Consider the following 14,832-nt stretch of genomic DNA (forward strand, 5'->3'; position numbering starts at 1 on the left):
CCGACGAGCAGCGCCGGGCCGCTGCCGATGCGCCCGGGGCATCGGCCCTGCAAAACCGATATGCAGGGCCGATGTTGTATCTCGTCGAGCACAGCTCGGGCCGGGCGGCGTGCTCGGCTATACGGGTTCGATCCAGAAGCCGCCCTTGTCGATCACGATTTCGGAGGGCCCGGCCACCGTCCCGGCCTTGTATACGGCCTCGCTGAGATGCGTCGACATCAACAGCATCCACGTCTCCCACGGAGTGCTCGCCCCGCCGGGCTTTCCGGTGTCTGCTGCAACGCTTGTGTAGTAGTCGCGAAGCTGTTCGCCGGTGAACCGGAACTTCAGCGGAGGATCCACCGGCGATCCGGCGGTAGCGGTGACTTGCAGCTCACCTGCGGCTGCACGGCCGATTCGGTACCCGGCTTCGGTGCCGGCGCGAATCACCGACTCGATGAGTTCGTCCATGCTGGGCTCAGGCTCTGCCATCACAGCCTCCTCCGGGATATGCGGTAACGATCACGCCGGCACTACGGACGATCTTGGTCATCCTGTTGAAATTGCCAGGGGCGTTACAGTCCGACGCCGGTTTCGATCGAGCAACGGCGCAGATGATCTCGAGTGGCGATCCGGGCCGCGACCGCGGTGGCGGAAATGAGATCGCCCGACAGCAGGGCTTGTAGTTCGCGCGGAGCTCCGCCGCTGTCAGTGGACGCTATTCGTAGCGGACGGTCACCGACGGGGTATCGGGGATCGCTTGGCAGGTGAGAATGTAACCCTCGTCGAGGTCGTCGTCGGTGAGGGCGTCGTTGACGCGCATCGTCGCCTTGCCCTCGGTGAGTTTGGCCATGCAAGTGGCGCAGTTGCCGGATTCGCAGGAGAACGGGGGAGTGAGCCCGGCTCGGCGGGCGCTCTCCAGCAGGGTTTCGCCGTCGCGGCGGGGGACGGATTTCTTTTTTCGGTTGAGGAAGATCGTTACCGTGCCCTCTTCGGTGGCGGCTGGTTTCGCGGGGGTGGTCGCCGCCGCCCCGGTGCTCGCGTCCGCCGCTACGGCGCCGATCGGCGGGGTGGTGACGGCGTTCGCTACGGCTGTGGTGGGAGTCGTTGTCGGGGTGGAGCCGGCCGGTGCCGCAGCTGGATTCGGGGCGCCGGCCGCGGGCGGGGCGGGCTTGGCCGGGGCGCCGCCGAATCGTTCGGAGAAGATCTGTCCCGGCCCGGGTAGGGCGTTCTCGACGAGCTCCATGAAGGGTTCCGGGCCGCAGATGTAGGCGTCGCCGGCGGTATGGGGGCCCACGAATTCGAGGACCTTCGCGGCGTCCACATAGCCGTGTTCGTCGTCGCGATGGCGTACGACGGTCAACCGGCCGGGGTAGCGGGCGACCAGTTCGTCGAGGGCGGCTTCGAAGATGGCGGAGCTGCGGTCGCGGTCGGCGCACAGCAGCCGGACCTGACGGCCGGTGGTCGCCAGCGTGGTCTTGGCCAGCGAGATGATCGGGGTTATCCCACTGCCCCCGGAGAAGCCGAGCACCGGAACATCGCCGTCGCGCAGGCAGAATCGGCCGGTCGGCACCGTCAGTTCGACTTCGTCGCCTTCGCTGAGGTTGTCGTGCATCCAGTTGGACACCAGGCCGCCGGGTACGCGCTTGACGGTGGTCATGAATTCGGTGTCGGTATGGGGGCAACTCGACATCGAGTACGACCGGAAGAGCGGTTTGCCGTCGACCACGACCTTGAACGTGCAGAACTGGCCGGCCTGGTAGGCGAAGGGGCCGTCGTGGGGTTCCAGCACGAAGGTGCGGGTGTCCGGTGTCTCCTTCGCGATGCGCGTTACCTTCGCGCGCCGGAACAACGGTGGTCTCGCCATGGTCGCCTCCTTCTGGTATTAAGATTCTATCCAAGCGAGAATAGTATTCTCAAATTCGGATAGGAACAGCCATGAAGTGCTACCGGACGGGGGGACGCAGATGACGGATCCCACAGTGCTCGCCTTCGAGGAGCGCGAGTACACCCGCGCCGAGCTGGATACGGCGGCGGACGGCTTGGCCGGGGTACTCGCGGGCCGCGGCGTCGGCGCCGGGCAGCGGGTAGCGCTGATGTCCGCCAACCGACCGGAATTCGTGACCGCGGTGCTGGCCGTCTGGCGACTCGGCGCCGCCGTGGTACTGCTGAGCCCGGCCTGGAAACGCGCCGAGGTCGCGCACGCGCTCGAGATGACCGGCGCCCGGCACGCACTCGGTGATCAACCGGTACTGGCCGAGCTCATGGACATGGTCTCCCTCGACGATCCGGTACCACCGGCCGGTCGGACCTTCCCGGCACCGGATCCCGGCGGCGACGCGGTACTCGTGTTCAGTTCCGGCACCACCGGGATGCCGAAAGCGGTGCGCCACACGCACGCTTCGTTCGCGGCGGCGGTGCGGCACTGGCGGGACGCGCTGCGACTGGGACCCGGTGATCGGATCCAGGTGGCGACTCCGCCGTCACATATCCTCGGCATCCTCAATATCGTCACCGCGCTGGAATGTGGCGCGTGGGTGCGGCTGCACCGGCGGTTCGAGCTGGAACGCGTATTGCGGACGATCGAATCGGACAAGATCACCATCGAGATGGCGGTGGCCCCGATCGCGCTGGCGATGGCGCAGTTCCCCGGCCTCGAGTCCTACGATCTGTCCTCACTGCGCTACATCATGTGGGGTGCGACCCCGGTGACGGCGAGTGTCGCCGAAACCGTCACCCGACGGACCGGTGTCACCTGGCTGCCCGCCTACGGCGCGAGTGAACTCCCGGTGATCGCCTGCAATCCGATCGAATCCCCGCGACTGGATTCCGTCGGCAAGACCGTACCCGGGGTCGATGTGCGGGTGGTGTCGCTGGCGGACGGGCAGCCCGTCGGGCCGGGGGAAGACGGCGAGATCCAGTTGCGCGCGGAATCGCTGATGGCCGGCTATCTGCCCGATTCGGCGACCGCGGCGGCATTCGACGACGGCTGGTATCGCACCGGTGATGTCGGAAACCTGGACGCCGACGGCTGGCTGCGTCTCACCGACCGGTCCAAGGAAATGATCAAGGTACGCGGCTTCCAGGTGGCACCGGCGGAGATCGAAACCGTGCTACACGGCCACGACGCGGTCGCCGATTGCGCGGTGTTCGGCATACCCGACGGCGCGAACGGTGAGGCGATCGTCGCCGCTGTCACGATCTCGGCGCCGGTGACCGCCGAAGAGCTGATGACGACCGTGCAGGAACGGCTGGCCGGTTACAAGCGATTGCGGCAGGTGCAATTCGTGGACGAGATCCCCCGCCTGCCGTCGGGCAAGGTGCTGCGGCGAGTGCTGAAGGAGCGGTATGGACGTCCGGCTGACGAGTGAACAGCGGCAACTGCGCGACGCGGCCGCGAAACTGGCCGACGAACTCGGCCCGGGTTCGGTGCTGGATCTGACCGACCCCCGGCGGCGCACCCGCCTGGAGGAAGCGGTGTCGGGCACCGGCTTCCGTGAACTGCGCTCCGACGGCGCCTCCGGGGTGGAGGTGGCGATCGTGGCCGAGGAGTTCGCGCGCGGACTGGTGGACGTCCCGTTTCTGGGGCCGGTTCTCGCCGACGATCTGCAGGGCCGGCTCGACGGAGACACCGCGCGGTGGACGGTCGCGCACGGGGACGTCGCAATCGATGCCTCCGGCTGCGACCGGGTGCTGAAATTGGAGGGGAGCGGTGTATCGGCAGGGCCGGTCGGTGCCGAGGTCGCGGGCGCGGATCTCACCCGGGCCGCCGGTGCGGCCGAAGGCCCGTGGGAGTCGCGAGCCGATATCTCGCCGGGACACCGGGATCGCTGGCTGGCCCTGGCGCTGACCACCACCTGCGCGGATCTGGTCGGTGCCGCGCGCGGCGCCCAGCGGCTCGCGGTGGAATACGCGAAAGTCCGGGCGCAGTACGGGCAGACGATCGGTTCCTATCAGGCGGTGGGGCATCTGCTGGCCGAGAGCGAGGCGCTGATCGAGGGGTCGATCAGTGTGCTGTGGCATGCCGCCTGGGCCGTGGACGAACTCGAGCCCGCCGAAGCGCTGCGCGCGGCGCGGATCGCCAAGATCTACGCCGCCCGGGCCGCCCGCACTGTCTGCGAGACCGCGATCCAGGTACACGGCGGGATCGGCAACACCTGGGAATGCCTGGCCCACGTGTACCTGCGGCGGGCACTGGTGTCCACCGAACTGTTCCCCGTACGCCTGGAGGAGGCCGGCCTTGGACTTTCGTGATTCCGCCGAAGAAGCGGCGTTCCGGGAACGCCTGCGCGACTGGCTCGCCGGAGTGGCGGGCAGATACCCGACCTCCGGCGACGAGTACTGGGCCCGGCAGGGCGAATGGCACGCCGAGCTGTACCGGGCCGGATTCTTCGGGCTGTCCTGGCCCGAGGAGTACGGCGGTCAGGAGTTGCCGCCGGTCTACGACGTGATCCTGGACGAGGAACTCGCGATCGCCGGCGCGCCGCCGCGGCCGAGTCTCGGGTATCTCATCCAGGGGCTCGGCCACCACGCGAGCCCGGAACTGTGCCGCCGCTTCCTGCCCGGCATGATCGACGGAAGCCAGCGGTGGTGCCAGGGTTTCAGCGAGCCCGGCGCCGGATCGGATCTTGCCTCCCTCACCACCACGGCCGTCCGCGACGGTGACGAGTACGTGATCCACGGCCACAAGATCTGGACGAGTTACTCCGATGTGGCCGACTGGTGCCTGCTGCTGGCCCGGACCGATCCCGCCGCACCCCGGCACAAGGGGATCTCGGCCTTCGTCGTGTCGATGAAACAGCCGGGTGTGCAGCAGCGGCCGCTGGAGATGATGAGCGGGGTGACCACCGAATTCGGGCAGGTGCTGTTCGACGGTGCCCGGGTGCCCGCGGATCAGCTGGTGGGGGCGCCCGGGGAAGGGTGGAAACTCGCCATGACCGTGGTCGGTCACGAACGGGAGCCCTCCACTCTGGGGTACGCGGCGCGCTACGGAAAGCTGGTGCGCCAGCTCGCCGCCCGCACCGAAGGTTCGGTCCCCGACGAACTCGCCTGGGCCGCCGTCCAGGCGGAGATGCTGCGACTGCACGTCCGGCGGCGGCTGTCCGAACAGCTCGACGGCGTAACGCACGGGCCGCAGGGCTCACTCGACAAACTGCTCATGACCTGGGTCGACCAATCGGTCGGATATGCCGCGCTGGCCGTGGCCGGTACCGGTGACCAGGAGATGTTCGGTTCCTACCTCTACAGCCGCGCCCAGAGCGTGATGGGCGGGACATCGCAGATCCAGAAGAACATCATCGCCGCGCGCATCCTCGGATTGGGAGCCTGAAATGTACGATATGCCACCGGAAATCGATGTCCGGGCCGACGGCTCACTCCGGATCATCACGCTGAACCGTCCCGACGCGCTCAATGCCGTGGACGACGCGCTGCACACCGGTCTGTCCCGGCTGTGGCCCCGGCTCGCCGAGGACTACGACGCCCGTGCCGCCGTACTCACCGGCGCCGGCAAGGCCTTTTCCGCAGGTGGTGATTTCACCTATCTCGAGGAACTCGGCCGCGATACGGTGCTGCGCGAGAAAACGATCGCCCACGGCCGCGATATCGTCCTCGGGATGGCCCGCTGCCGGGTACCGGTGGTCGCCGCGGTCAACGGTCCCGCCGTGGGTCTCGGCGCCAGCCTGGTCTCGCTCAGCGATATCGTCTACATCGCCGAAACCGCCTACCTCGCCGACCCGCACGTTCAAGTCGGGCTGGTGGCCGCCGACGGCGGGCCGCTCACCTGGCCGTTGCACACGAGCCTGCTGCTGGCGAAGGAATACGCGCTGACCGGCGCTCGCATCTCCGCCGACCGCGCCCGCGAGATGGGCCTGGCCAATCATGTGGTGGCCGACCCGCTGGCCGAAGCGCTCGCCTGCGCGAAACGGATCGCCGGAATGCCCCGCCAGGCCGTGGAAGCGACCAAACGGGTGCTGAACATCGCGCTGGAGAAATCGGTGGCGGCCACCCTGGACTACGCCACCACCGCGGAGTACCAGTCCTTCCAGACCGACGACTTCCACGCGACCATCGCCCGGCTCAACGCCGGCAAGAAGTAGCCGCCGACAGCCGAATGCTGATGTGGCCGTTGGTTTTCCGTTCTCTATGCTGAGCCGATGGACGCACCAGCCTGTGAGCACCACCCGTGGCCGGAATTCCGGCCGGTCACCGAATCGACGTGGGAAGGAGTTCTGTCGGAGAACTGTGCGACCGGCGCTCCGGAACTGACATGGACGGTGTACTTCGACGGCTATCCGGACGGAAGATCCGGGGTGCAATTCCACATCGAGTGGATTCCATTCGATGTGTCGTCGTGGCGTGAGCTCGAAGGCGCGCAGGCCGAATGCGAAGAGTTCGGCGAGCCGATCGAGGCCTATCTCTTCGACGGCGAACACAGCAGTTTCGACTATGTACGCATCGAGGCGCTGCACCAGGCCGGAACGACCGTGCGATTCGCGATCCATCTGGGCTGGTGCGAGGTGGACCGGGTCAAAGTGAACGACGAGGACGACTGGGCGGATATCGACCGGCTGCGGGTGGTGGTGGACGCCGAGTTCAAGGGAATAGACATCCAGACGTCCAACGGCCGACTGGCCGATTTCATCGACACCACCGGATTGGCACTCGAGGCAGGTGGTAGCGCCTATCGGCCGACCGGCGCCTGATCGCGCCGGTGCGGTCACGACAGCACCGGATACTCGAAGGCTGCCTTCCGCGCGATCCGCCGCACGGCCGGGACGAGATTCCTGATACCGGCTTTCGTACCGCGGAAGGCGCGGCGCTGTGGCGCGCAACCTGAATCGTATCGGTGATCCCGGCAGGATCGGTGCCGAGCACACCGCGGTGCGCGTCGGACGGTCCGCCTTCGACGCACCGGTCCGCCGGAACGGAATCACTGTGTGGCGAGCAGGGTTTCCGAGCGTTGAACCGTACCCGTGATTCCGGCACCGTCCTGCGTGGCGAGCAGAACCGCGGCCCGGCCCATCGTCTCCGGTGGTTCCACCATCTCGGCGGGAATCTCGCCGCCGCCCGCGGCCAGCCAGCCCTCGGTGAGCACCACCCGCGACGGGCTCAGGCAGTTCACGGCGATATTGTCCGGCCGCAGATCGGCGGCCAGTCCGGCGTAGAGCCGTTCGACCGCCGCCTTGGCGACCCAGTACGCGTTGGATCCACGATCGGTCATCTCCACCCCGGTGGTGGTGATCGCGATGAGTGAGCCACCGCCGCGGGTGCGGATATGCGGGATCATTTCGCGGGTCACCAGGAACACGCCGGTGAGGTTCACGTCCAGGCACAGCTGCCAGCGTTTCAGCGGAGTGGTTTCGACGGGGCCCAGCCACAGCACGCCCGCGTTCGCGACCAGGATGTCGATCCCGCCGAATTCGGTGACGGTTGCCGTTGCCGCCGCGCGCACCGATTCTTCGTCGGTGACATCGCAGGGGACAGCGAGCGCCCGGCCGCCCGCGGCCGCTATCCGTCCGGCCACCTCGTGGATGGTGCCGGGTACCCGACCTGTCACTTCGGACCGGGCGGTGACCGCGACCGATGCGCCCTGCGCGGCCAGGCTCATCGCGATCGCGGCGCCGATTCCGCGACTGGCCCCGGCGACAAAAGCGACTCTGCCCGTGAGCGGCTTTCGCCCGCCGGCGCCGGCGGACGCCACTGGTCGGGTCGCCGCGCTCGGACCGTACGTCCCGGGTTTGCCGTCGGCCGGGACGGCGGGCTCGTTCACTTCGGCGGGAACCGCAGGGCGCCGTCGAGGCGGATGACCTCGCCGTTGAGATAGTCGTTCTCCACGATCGACTGGACCAGCTGGCCGTATTCCGGCGAGCGGCCCATCCGCTTCGGGAACGGGATCTGCGGGGACCAGTACTGTTCGAGCTGGTCTGCGGCTTTGCCGTAGGCGGGGGTGTTGAACGTGCCCGGGGCGATGGTGACCACCCGGATGCCGAGCGGCGACAGATCCCGGGCGGCCACCAGGGTCATCCCGATCACGCCACCCTTGGCCGCCGAATAGGGCAGCTGGCCGATCTGGCCCTCGTACCCGGCGACCGAGGCGGTGTTGACGATCACCCCGCGCGATCCCTCCTCGGTCGGTTCGGATTCGGCGATGGCCGCCGCGGACAGCCGCATCACGTTGAACACGGCGATCAGATAGAACTCGATGGTGGTGCGGAACCCGTCGAGTGGGAGCGGGCTGCCGTCCTTGCCGACCAGCCGGCCGCCGGTGGCGGGGCCGCCGTGGGTATCGACCGAGATGCGCAGCGGTCCGAGGGATTTCGCTTCCTCGATGGCCGCCTGTACCGAATCCTCGCTGGTGGCGTCGGTGTGGATGTAGCGGATACCGAGTTCGTCGGACAGTTGCTTGCCCTTGTCGTCGGCGACATCGGCCACCACGACCTTGGCTCCGGCGGCGTGCAGCCGCCGCACCGTGGCCTCGCCCAGTCCGCCCGTACCGCCGACGACAATCGCCGAACTTCCTTCGATCTGCATGTCACTGCCCTCTCTTGCGATTATCGCTCTCAAATTGAGAGAATACTATTCTCATGTATATCGGCAAGATCGTCGACGTGGGGGAAACTGGAGAGAACTGATGCCTGAAGCCGTGATCGTATCCGCGCTGCGCACCCCGATCGGGACCGCCGTCAAGGGCACGCTGCGCGAAACCACCGCCTTCGACCTGGCCCATCACGTGGTCGAGGCGACGACGAAACAGCTCGAGACCGACGCGCCCATCGACGATCTGATCCTCGGCGAAGGTCGGTACGGCGGTGGTGTGATCGCCCGGCACGCGGCGGTCACCGCGGGCCTGACCGGCGTGCCCGGTCTGGCGCACAACCGCCACTGCGCGGCCGGTATGGCGGCCGTGCAGACCGCGGCCGCCGGTATCCGGGCCGGTATGGACCGATTGGTTCTCGCCGGCGGGGTCAATGCCGATTCCACCGCGCCCAAGGCCCGGTTCCGGGTCGGCCCCGACGAATGGGCCGATCCGTGGACCTCGCCCTCGCATCCGGATCGCCCGGACGCGCCGAACCTGGACATGTCCATCACGGTGGGCTGGAACGCGGCGGTGAAATCCGGTATCTCCCGTGCGGATCTGGATGCCTGGGCGCTGCGTTCGCACCGTAACGCGATCGCCGCGATCGACGAGGGCCGGTTCGACGACGAAGTGGTGCCGATCGATACTCCGTTCGGGCAGTTCGCGATCGACGAGCATCCGCGCCGCACGACCACGCTGGAGAAACTGGCCTCGCTGAAGGTCCTGCATCCCGAGATCGACGGGTTCTCGATCACCGCGGGCAATGCGGCGGGCGCCAACGACGGGGCCGCGCTGCTCACCGTCGCCAGTGACGACCTGGGCCTGCCCGCGCTGGCCACGATCCGGTCCTGGGCTTCGGTGGGGGTCGATCCCGCCGATACCGGCCTCGCGCCGATCGAGGCGATCACCAAAGCTGTCCGTAAGGCGAAGATCTCGCTCGGAGACGTGAATCTGTTCGAGATCAATGAGGCGTTCGCGTCGGTGCCGATCGCGGCCGTGCGGGCACTGGATCTGGACCCGGATCTGGTGAACGTGAACGGCAGCGGCTGCTCGCTCGGGCATCCGGTGGCGGCCACCGGGGCGCGCATGATCGTGACCACGATCCACGAATTGCGGCGTCGCGGTGGTGGTCTGGCGATCGTGGCCATGTGCGCGGGCGGGGGTATGGGTTCGGCGACGGTACTCGAGGTCGCCGCGCCGTGACCGGCAACGGTGCCGCCGGGGGCAGGCCCCCGGCGGACCTGGTCGCCGCCGCGCGTGCGGGTTCGATGCGCGCGGCGGGCCGGTTGCTCACGCTGATCGAAGGTCCGCGGCGCGATGAAGTGCTCCGGTTGCTGGAACCGGGCGAGATCCGGGTGGTCGGCTTCACCGGGCCGCCGGGCGCCGGTAAATCGACCACTATCGCGGCCGTGGTGAGCACCTATCGTGGCCAGGGACTCCGGGTCGCGGTGCTGGCGGTGGATCCGTCCTCGCCCTACAGCGGCGGCGCACTGCTCGGCGACCGTATCCGGATGGCCGCCCATATCGACGATCCGCAGGTGCTCATCCGGTCGATGGCGACCCGCGGGCATCTGGGCGGACTGTCGGCGGCGGTGCCCGCGGCTGTCCGGTTGCTGGCCGCGCTTTCCTACGACCTGATCGTCATCGAATCAGTAGGGGTGGGCCAGTCCGAGATCGAGATCGCCGCCGTAGCGGACCCCACCGTCGTAGTACTCACCCCGGGCGCCGGGGACGCCGTGCAGGCCGCAAAAGCGGGACTGCTCGAGGTGGCCGATCTTCTGGTGGTCAACAAGGCCGACCGCGACGGCGCCGAGCAGACCGTCCGCGACCTGCGCGCCGAATCCGATATCCCGATCCTCACGGTTGTCGCAGCGAACGGTACCGGTATCTCCGAACTGGTCGACGCCGTCGATGCCCACCACCGCAGCGATACCCCGCAGCGCCGTGCTGCCCGGGCCCGGGCGCAGATCTTGTCACTGGCCTACAGCAGGTTGCGCGCTCATCCCGGACTCGCGGGCCTTGCCGACGCGGTGGGAGCGGGCGAGTGTGATCCCTATACCGCAGTGGATCACTTGATGCGGCCGGCCGGCGAGGTCACCGGCATCTCCGGTTCACTGCCGGTATCACCGCAAGCCCGGCTCGGGCCCGAGGCGCACTGAGCAGCGTCTCAGGAACCCGAGGCGCAGCCGATGGCTATTCCTACATCAGCGGGAACGCCGTGCCTGTTCACGCAGTCGAGGCCCTCGCCGATATCGATCACGTGCCAGTGTGTGTGCCCGTTCTGCTCGGAGTACTCGAACAGATACATGACCGGATGGAGGGTTCCTTCCGGGTGGCTCATCGCTGATGCGAAGGTACCGCTGCATCGTGCTTGCCGAAGGTCGGCCAGGGGATCCCCGCCGCCCCCTGTCATTCTCGCTGTGGTGATCAGATACTCGTCGGTCACCTCGGCGCAAGGATCGGCCGCCGGCGCCGGGGCCGGCGGCTCGGGCGCTGCCGGGGCTTCGGGTTCGGCCGGAGGTTCGGCTGCGGGTGCCGGGGGTTCGGCCGCGGGTGCGGGGGGTTCGGCCGCGGGTGCTGGAGGTTGGGCGGCGGGTGCTGGAGGTCGGTCGGCGGTCGTCGAGTTCGACACCCGGGTGGAAACCGTGCTCGATATCGAAGAACCGGCATCAGACGTGTCTGCGCTGCCGCACGCCGTGAGAGCCGCCCCGACGGCGGCCGACGCGGCTACGAATAGAACAGGTCGGATCATTTTCCCTCCAGATCAGCGTCTGCCTACATGGCAGTAGCTCCTGGAAACATCTGGAGGCGAATATATTTCGTTACAGCATGGAACTATGGTGCGGATCACGCCGGTCGTCGATGTTCGATTCGAACCGGGTCGGAGCGAGTGTTGCGCCGCACTCGGGCAGCGCGGGTGTTCGCCGAGCCGCTCGATCCGGCGGGCGCCCGCGCTCCCGATGCCGCGGCCGAGCGGAGTTCCCGCGCGGTGCTGGGAGTTCAGGTCGGGTAGCGCCTCGGTGCACCCTTCGGCCCGCAGTGCCTCAGGGCGAGTGAGCGAGAGAGTGCGGTCCGGCGCGAAGCGGGAAGGCTCATGCTCCCGCGGGACGGTAGTCCGTGTGCAGCCGGGTCAGCCGCTGGGTTCGTATCCGCCAGTCACCGTCGATCTTGGCGTAAGTCTCGTGGTAGTGCCCGAACCCGTGCACGTGTGTACCGTCCGGCCAGGTCAGCCGGTCCTCCAGAGCCCAGATGCCCTGTGCTGTCGTCTCGCTCAGCACGTCGATCTCGGGGGAGTGCCCGTGATGGATTGTCAGGGCCTCGCCGATCCGGGCGGTGAGAAAAGTCAGGAACGTATCCGCTCCGGTGATCACCTCGCCGCCCGACTCGGACAGATCGATCACGACGTCGTCGCAGAACAGCGCACGGAATCCGGCCCAGTCCTTGGTATCCATCAGCCGGAAATACCGGGCTTTGAGCGCGCGGAGCGCTTCGTGGTCGTTCATGGTCGTCCCAGGTTCGCGGTGACGGTCGGCAGGTCCAGTACCGTGCGGATCCCAGGCGGCGCCGCGCAGACGTGGCCGACGGCGTTCACCGCGCGGTTGGCGGTATAGGAGGGGGAGTGTTCGGCCATCTCGTCGAGCGGGAATGGAAACACCATATCGATCTCGAGCGGAGCGTCCCCGCGCATCGACAGATGCCAGCCGGTCGGCCGGATCTCCCAGTCCGTGCCGGCTTCGGCCCCGCAGTGCCAGACGGCGCGGAAGGACACCACGGTGTGTCCGTCGCGCCGGCCGGAGATCGTGATGCGCTGCGCTGCCACCGTGCCTTTTTCGATGGTCCCCGCGGCGATTTCGAAGGTGTGTCCCGCCGTCGCGACCGCACCCGCCGCGGTCACCTCGTCGAGCGGCACGCCGATCCCGTCGGCGAGCAGGCGCAGCGACGGACCGAAGCTGTCGCGCAGATGGTCGAGTCGTGCCTCGGCGAAATCGGCCGGGGGGCTGCCGAACCCCATCACATCGAAGAGTATTCCCGGTGAATCCCGCCGGGAGAGATCGGCGTACTCCTCGATGGCCAGCGAGTCCAGCCGCCGCTGGATCGAGGTGAGCACGAGCGGTACCGCCTCGGTGATGAACCCCGGACTGCTGCCGGTGCTGTGGATCGAGGTGGCTCCGGTCGCGCACGCCGCCTCCACCCGGGCCCGGACGGCGGGATCCATACTGGGCGGGTGATGGAAGAGGCCGCAGGTCGTCACGATATTCGTGCCCGCGGCGAGAATCGCGCACACCTCGTCGAGATCGCAGCTCTGCGGCATGTACAGCAGGCAGTCCGGCCGCCGGGCCAGGATCTGCTCGATATCACCCGTCGCTTCGATCCCGGTCGGGACGGCGAGCCCGCACAGTTCGGCGGCGTCGCGCCCGGATTTGTCCGGGGAGTGCGAATACAGCGCGGCCAGTTCGAGTTCCGGATGTTCGATGATCGCGCGCAGCGCCCGCCGGCCGATGGTGCCGGTGGCCCATTGGGCGACGCGGTACGGGCCGCCGGTGTCATGACGGGCAGGGGAGGTCAGGGTGCCGGGTTCCATCGGGATTCTCCGTCCGTGCTGTGCCGTGATCGGCCGGAAGGCGGTCAGGGGCGGAAGCGCAGCAGCGCTTCCTGAGCGAAAGAGGCCACCAGAGTGCCGTCTTCGGTGAGGACGTCGCCGCGCCCGTAGGCGCGGCCGTGGGCCATGACCGTGCCGTGGTGCCGCAGCAGCAACCAGTCGTCGCTGCGGAACGGCCGGTGGAACCAGAGCGTGTGCGACGTGGTGGCGGACGTGAACGCGGTGCCGTTGCCGCTGTGTTCGAATCCCTCGATCTGGCGCAGCACTGTCCCGATCACATTGAGATCGGTCGCGTAGGCGACCAGACCGGGAGCCAGTTCGGCGCCGGTCGCCGGGGTCCGCATCCACAGGTCGTATTCGGCCGGTCCCACCGATGCATCGCTGAGATCGGTGAGCGATCGGGTCTCCCACGGGATGAGGCCGATCTCGATCCGGTGTTCGGGGCCGGGCAGTGGAGACGGTGCCGCGACTTCCTGACTGTCCCGGCCTTCTTCCATCGCGGTCATGGAGACCAGCGCCGTGGCGATCACATCGCCCTTCTGCCGTGCGACGATGGTGAGGGTCGCGAAGGAGCGGCCGCGGTGCTGTGGCTGCACCACGTAGTACACCGGGGCATCGCTCTTACCTTCGCGCGCAAAGATCACATGTACCGATTTGACCGTCTTGTCCGGGCAGGCGAAAACCGCGGCGCGCAGGAACTGCGCCAGCAGCTGGCCGCCGAAGAGCCGGTGGTATTCCAGTTGCTGATTGGGGCCTTCGAAAACGGACAGTGTGGCCTGCGGATCGGGAGCGGGCGCGTCGTCACCGGCCGGTGGCGCGGTGGGCCGCAGGCGGAGGTCCATACAGGCGAGAAGGTCGGTCCAGAGATCGGGCATACAGCGAGTGTAAGCTCGTTTCTCTGATTTAGAGAACGTTATTCTCGCTCAGTCGGCGTGTGCGAAGCCCCGAGCGCAGAATTCCCAGATCTCCTCGGCCGAGATCGGATACGCGGTCTCGTCGTCGATACCGCCGTTGGACTGCGCCGTGAACATGACCGTCTGCATCACCATCGCCGCCATGCGACGCGGATTGACCTCCGTGCGGAGCAGTCCGGCCTTGTCGGCATCGATCATCAGCTCGGTGAACAGGGCCAGCAGTGGTGTGTGTGCGACCTTCACCTGTGCCGGGTGGCTGACCAGCAGCTGCGGTGCGAAATCGGTGAACAGCGGGCGCTGCGCGGTCGGATCCGGGCGGCACAGTTCGTAGAGGAGCTCCACGGCCAGTTGTAGCCGTTCCAGGGCGTTGTCCTTACCGGCCGCGGCGGCGCGGATCTGTTCGGCGGTGCGGCTCAGCGCATCTTCGAACAGGGCCAGCAGCAGTTCGTGTTTACCGTCGAACTGCAGGTAGAAGCTGCGCAGCGACTGTTTGGACCGATCCACGACCTCCTGGACCGTGAAATCGGTCGTGCCCTTTTCGGTGATGATCGCCTGGGCGGCATCGAGGAAGCGCTGGACCCGCTGTTCGGCGCGTAGCTTCGCGGTGCGGATCGAGCGCTCGACGGCGCGCTGCTTCCAGGCCGGTTCTTCGCTCGGGCTGGTCACCGGCCGGCCCGTCCGATCCCATTGATCCCATCTGTGGAGAACATGAGTGCACTGTACCGGAGAACGTCCCATGTCTGGGCAGGCACGTCCCATGT

16 protein-coding genes are annotated in these 14,832 nt (G+C 67.7%); 7 read left to right on the forward strand and 9 right to left on the reverse strand.

The window, feature by feature from the left end:
• Positions 1–117 precede the first annotated feature (117 nt).
• Positions 118–471: a hypothetical protein gene (locus tag ACWCPQ_RS10755; protein WP_449897036.1), complete on the reverse strand. Its 354-nt coding sequence runs from the start codon at positions 469–471 to the stop codon at positions 118–120.
• A 226-nt stretch (positions 472–697) separates the two neighbouring features.
• Positions 698–1,846 carry a 2Fe-2S iron-sulfur cluster-binding protein gene (locus tag ACWCPQ_RS10760; RefSeq protein ID WP_449897038.1) on the reverse strand — a complete coding sequence of 383 codons (1,149 nt, stop codon included), beginning with the start codon at positions 1,844–1,846 and terminating at the stop codon, positions 698–700.
• A 100-nt stretch (positions 1,847–1,946) separates the two neighbouring features.
• Here ACWCPQ_RS10760 and ACWCPQ_RS10765 point away from each other — a divergent pair, with 100 nt between their 5' ends.
• The 5 genes from ACWCPQ_RS10765 to ACWCPQ_RS10785 are packed head-to-tail and all read left to right on the forward strand — an operon-like array spanning position 1,947 to position 6,683.
• Entirely contained in the window at positions 1,947–3,350 is a 1,404-nt protein-coding gene (locus tag ACWCPQ_RS10765) for a class I adenylate-forming enzyme family protein (RefSeq protein ID WP_449897040.1), read from the forward strand.
• On the forward strand, positions 3,328–4,233 hold the full coding sequence (locus ACWCPQ_RS10770; RefSeq protein ID WP_449897042.1) for an acyl-CoA dehydrogenase family protein: 906 nt from the start codon (positions 3,328–3,330) through the stop codon (positions 4,231–4,233). Before ACWCPQ_RS10765 ends, ACWCPQ_RS10770 begins: the two co-directional genes overlap by 23 nt.
• Positions 4,220–5,308: an acyl-CoA dehydrogenase family protein gene (locus ACWCPQ_RS10775; RefSeq protein ID WP_449897044.1), complete on the forward strand. Its 1,089-nt coding sequence runs from the start codon at positions 4,220–4,222 to the stop codon at positions 5,306–5,308. The genes ACWCPQ_RS10770 and ACWCPQ_RS10775 overlap by 14 nt, the downstream gene beginning before the upstream one ends.
• Position 5,309: 1 nt before the next feature.
• Complete coding sequence (locus tag ACWCPQ_RS10780; RefSeq protein WP_449897046.1) at positions 5,310–6,077, forward strand: enoyl-CoA hydratase/isomerase family protein; 768 nt, start codon at positions 5,310–5,312, stop codon at positions 6,075–6,077.
• A gap of 57 nt (positions 6,078–6,134) precedes the next feature.
• Positions 6,135–6,683 carry a hypothetical protein gene (locus ACWCPQ_RS10785; RefSeq protein WP_449897048.1) on the forward strand — a complete coding sequence of 183 codons (549 nt, stop codon included), beginning with the start codon at positions 6,135–6,137 and terminating at the stop codon, positions 6,681–6,683.
• A 227-nt stretch (positions 6,684–6,910) separates the two neighbouring features.
• Here ACWCPQ_RS10785 and ACWCPQ_RS10790 read toward each other — a convergent pair whose 3' ends face one another.
• Both ACWCPQ_RS10790 and ACWCPQ_RS10795 read right to left on the reverse strand, forming a co-directional pair.
• Complete coding sequence (locus ACWCPQ_RS10790; protein ID WP_449897366.1) at positions 6,911–7,681, reverse strand: SDR family NAD(P)-dependent oxidoreductase; 771 nt, start codon at positions 7,679–7,681, stop codon at positions 6,911–6,913.
• A gap of 65 nt (positions 7,682–7,746) precedes the next feature.
• The gene (locus tag ACWCPQ_RS10795; RefSeq protein WP_449897050.1) at positions 7,747–8,511 is read right to left on the reverse strand and encodes an SDR family NAD(P)-dependent oxidoreductase; all 765 of its coding nucleotides are present in this window, start codon (positions 8,509–8,511) and stop codon (positions 7,747–7,749) included.
• 100 nt (positions 8,512–8,611) lie between these two features.
• Between ACWCPQ_RS10795 and ACWCPQ_RS10800 the strand changes: the two genes are divergently transcribed.
• Together ACWCPQ_RS10800 and meaB are read left to right on the forward strand one after the other, a co-directional pair.
• Entirely contained in the window at positions 8,612–9,760 is a 1,149-nt protein-coding gene (locus ACWCPQ_RS10800; RefSeq protein ID WP_449897052.1) for a thiolase family protein, read from the forward strand.
• A gap of 65 nt (positions 9,761–9,825) precedes the next feature.
• Positions 9,826–10,716 carry a methylmalonyl Co-A mutase-associated GTPase MeaB gene (gene meaB, locus ACWCPQ_RS10805; RefSeq protein ID WP_449897368.1) on the forward strand — a complete coding sequence of 297 codons (891 nt, stop codon included), beginning with the start codon at positions 9,826–9,828 and terminating at the stop codon, positions 10,714–10,716.
• 8 nt (positions 10,717–10,724) lie between these two features.
• Here the strand turns inward: meaB and ACWCPQ_RS10810 are convergent, their stop codons facing one another.
• The 5 genes from ACWCPQ_RS10810 to ACWCPQ_RS10830 all read right to left on the reverse strand — a co-directional run bounded on the left by ACWCPQ_RS10810 (position 10,725) and on the right by ACWCPQ_RS10830 (position 14,737).
• A complete protein-coding gene (locus ACWCPQ_RS10810) occupies positions 10,725–10,898 on the reverse strand; it encodes a hypothetical protein (RefSeq protein WP_449897053.1) in 174 nt (57 codons plus the stop codon).
• Positions 10,899–11,649: 751 nt separating this feature from the next.
• A complete protein-coding gene (locus ACWCPQ_RS10815; RefSeq protein WP_449897055.1) occupies positions 11,650–12,060 on the reverse strand; it encodes a nuclear transport factor 2 family protein in 411 nt (136 codons plus the stop codon).
• Positions 12,057–13,139, reverse strand: coding sequence for an NAD(P)H-dependent amine dehydrogenase family protein (locus ACWCPQ_RS10820; RefSeq protein WP_449897056.1), 1,083 nt, complete (start codon positions 13,137–13,139; stop codon positions 12,057–12,059). The genes ACWCPQ_RS10815 and ACWCPQ_RS10820 overlap by 4 nt, the downstream gene beginning before the upstream one ends.
• A gap of 44 nt (positions 13,140–13,183) precedes the next feature.
• Complete coding sequence (locus ACWCPQ_RS10825) at positions 13,184–14,032, reverse strand: acyl-CoA thioesterase (protein WP_449897058.1); 849 nt, start codon at positions 14,030–14,032, stop codon at positions 13,184–13,186.
• A gap of 48 nt (positions 14,033–14,080) precedes the next feature.
• The gene (locus ACWCPQ_RS10830; RefSeq protein ID WP_449897060.1) at positions 14,081–14,737 is read right to left on the reverse strand and encodes a TetR/AcrR family transcriptional regulator; all 657 of its coding nucleotides are present in this window, start codon (positions 14,735–14,737) and stop codon (positions 14,081–14,083) included.
• Between the last annotated feature and the right edge of the window lie 95 nt (positions 14,738–14,832).

This window comes from Nocardia sp. NPDC001965 (assembly GCF_053594175.1).

Excerpts from the sequence above, each read along its gene's own strand:
- ACWCPQ_RS10755 (WP_449897036.1), bottom strand. The coding sequence starts at position 471 with ATGGCAGAGCCTGAGCCCAGCATGGACGAACTCATCGAGTCGGTGATT.
- ACWCPQ_RS10760 (WP_449897038.1), bottom strand. The coding sequence starts at position 1,846 with ATGGCGAGACCACCGTTGTTCCGGCGCGCGAAGGTAACGCGCATCGCG.
- ACWCPQ_RS10765 (WP_449897040.1), top strand. The coding sequence starts at position 1,947 with ATGACGGATCCCACAGTGCTCGCCTTCGAGGAGCGCGAGTACACCCGC.
- ACWCPQ_RS10770 (WP_449897042.1), top strand. The coding sequence starts at position 3,328 with ATGGACGTCCGGCTGACGAGTGAACAGCGGCAACTGCGCGACGCGGCC.
- ACWCPQ_RS10780 (WP_449897046.1), top strand. The coding sequence starts at position 5,310 with ATGTACGATATGCCACCGGAAATCGATGTCCGGGCCGACGGCTCACTC.
- ACWCPQ_RS10785 (WP_449897048.1), top strand. The coding sequence starts at position 6,135 with ATGGACGCACCAGCCTGTGAGCACCACCCGTGGCCGGAATTCCGGCCG.
- ACWCPQ_RS10795 (WP_449897050.1), bottom strand. The coding sequence starts at position 8,511 with ATGCAGATCGAAGGAAGTTCGGCGATTGTCGTCGGCGGTACGGGCGGA.
- ACWCPQ_RS10800 (WP_449897052.1), top strand. The coding sequence starts at position 8,612 with ATGCCTGAAGCCGTGATCGTATCCGCGCTGCGCACCCCGATCGGGACC.
- meaB (WP_449897368.1), top strand. The coding sequence starts at position 9,826 with ATGCGCGCGGCGGGCCGGTTGCTCACGCTGATCGAAGGTCCGCGGCGC.
- ACWCPQ_RS10810 (WP_449897053.1), bottom strand. The coding sequence starts at position 10,898 with ATGAGCCACCCGGAAGGAACCCTCCATCCGGTCATGTATCTGTTCGAG.
- ACWCPQ_RS10815 (WP_449897055.1), bottom strand. The coding sequence starts at position 12,060 with ATGAACGACCACGAAGCGCTCCGCGCGCTCAAAGCCCGGTATTTCCGG.
- ACWCPQ_RS10820 (WP_449897056.1), bottom strand. The coding sequence starts at position 13,139 with ATGGAACCCGGCACCCTGACCTCCCCTGCCCGTCATGACACCGGCGGC.
- ACWCPQ_RS10825 (WP_449897058.1), bottom strand. The coding sequence starts at position 14,032 with ATGCCCGATCTCTGGACCGACCTTCTCGCCTGTATGGACCTCCGCCTG.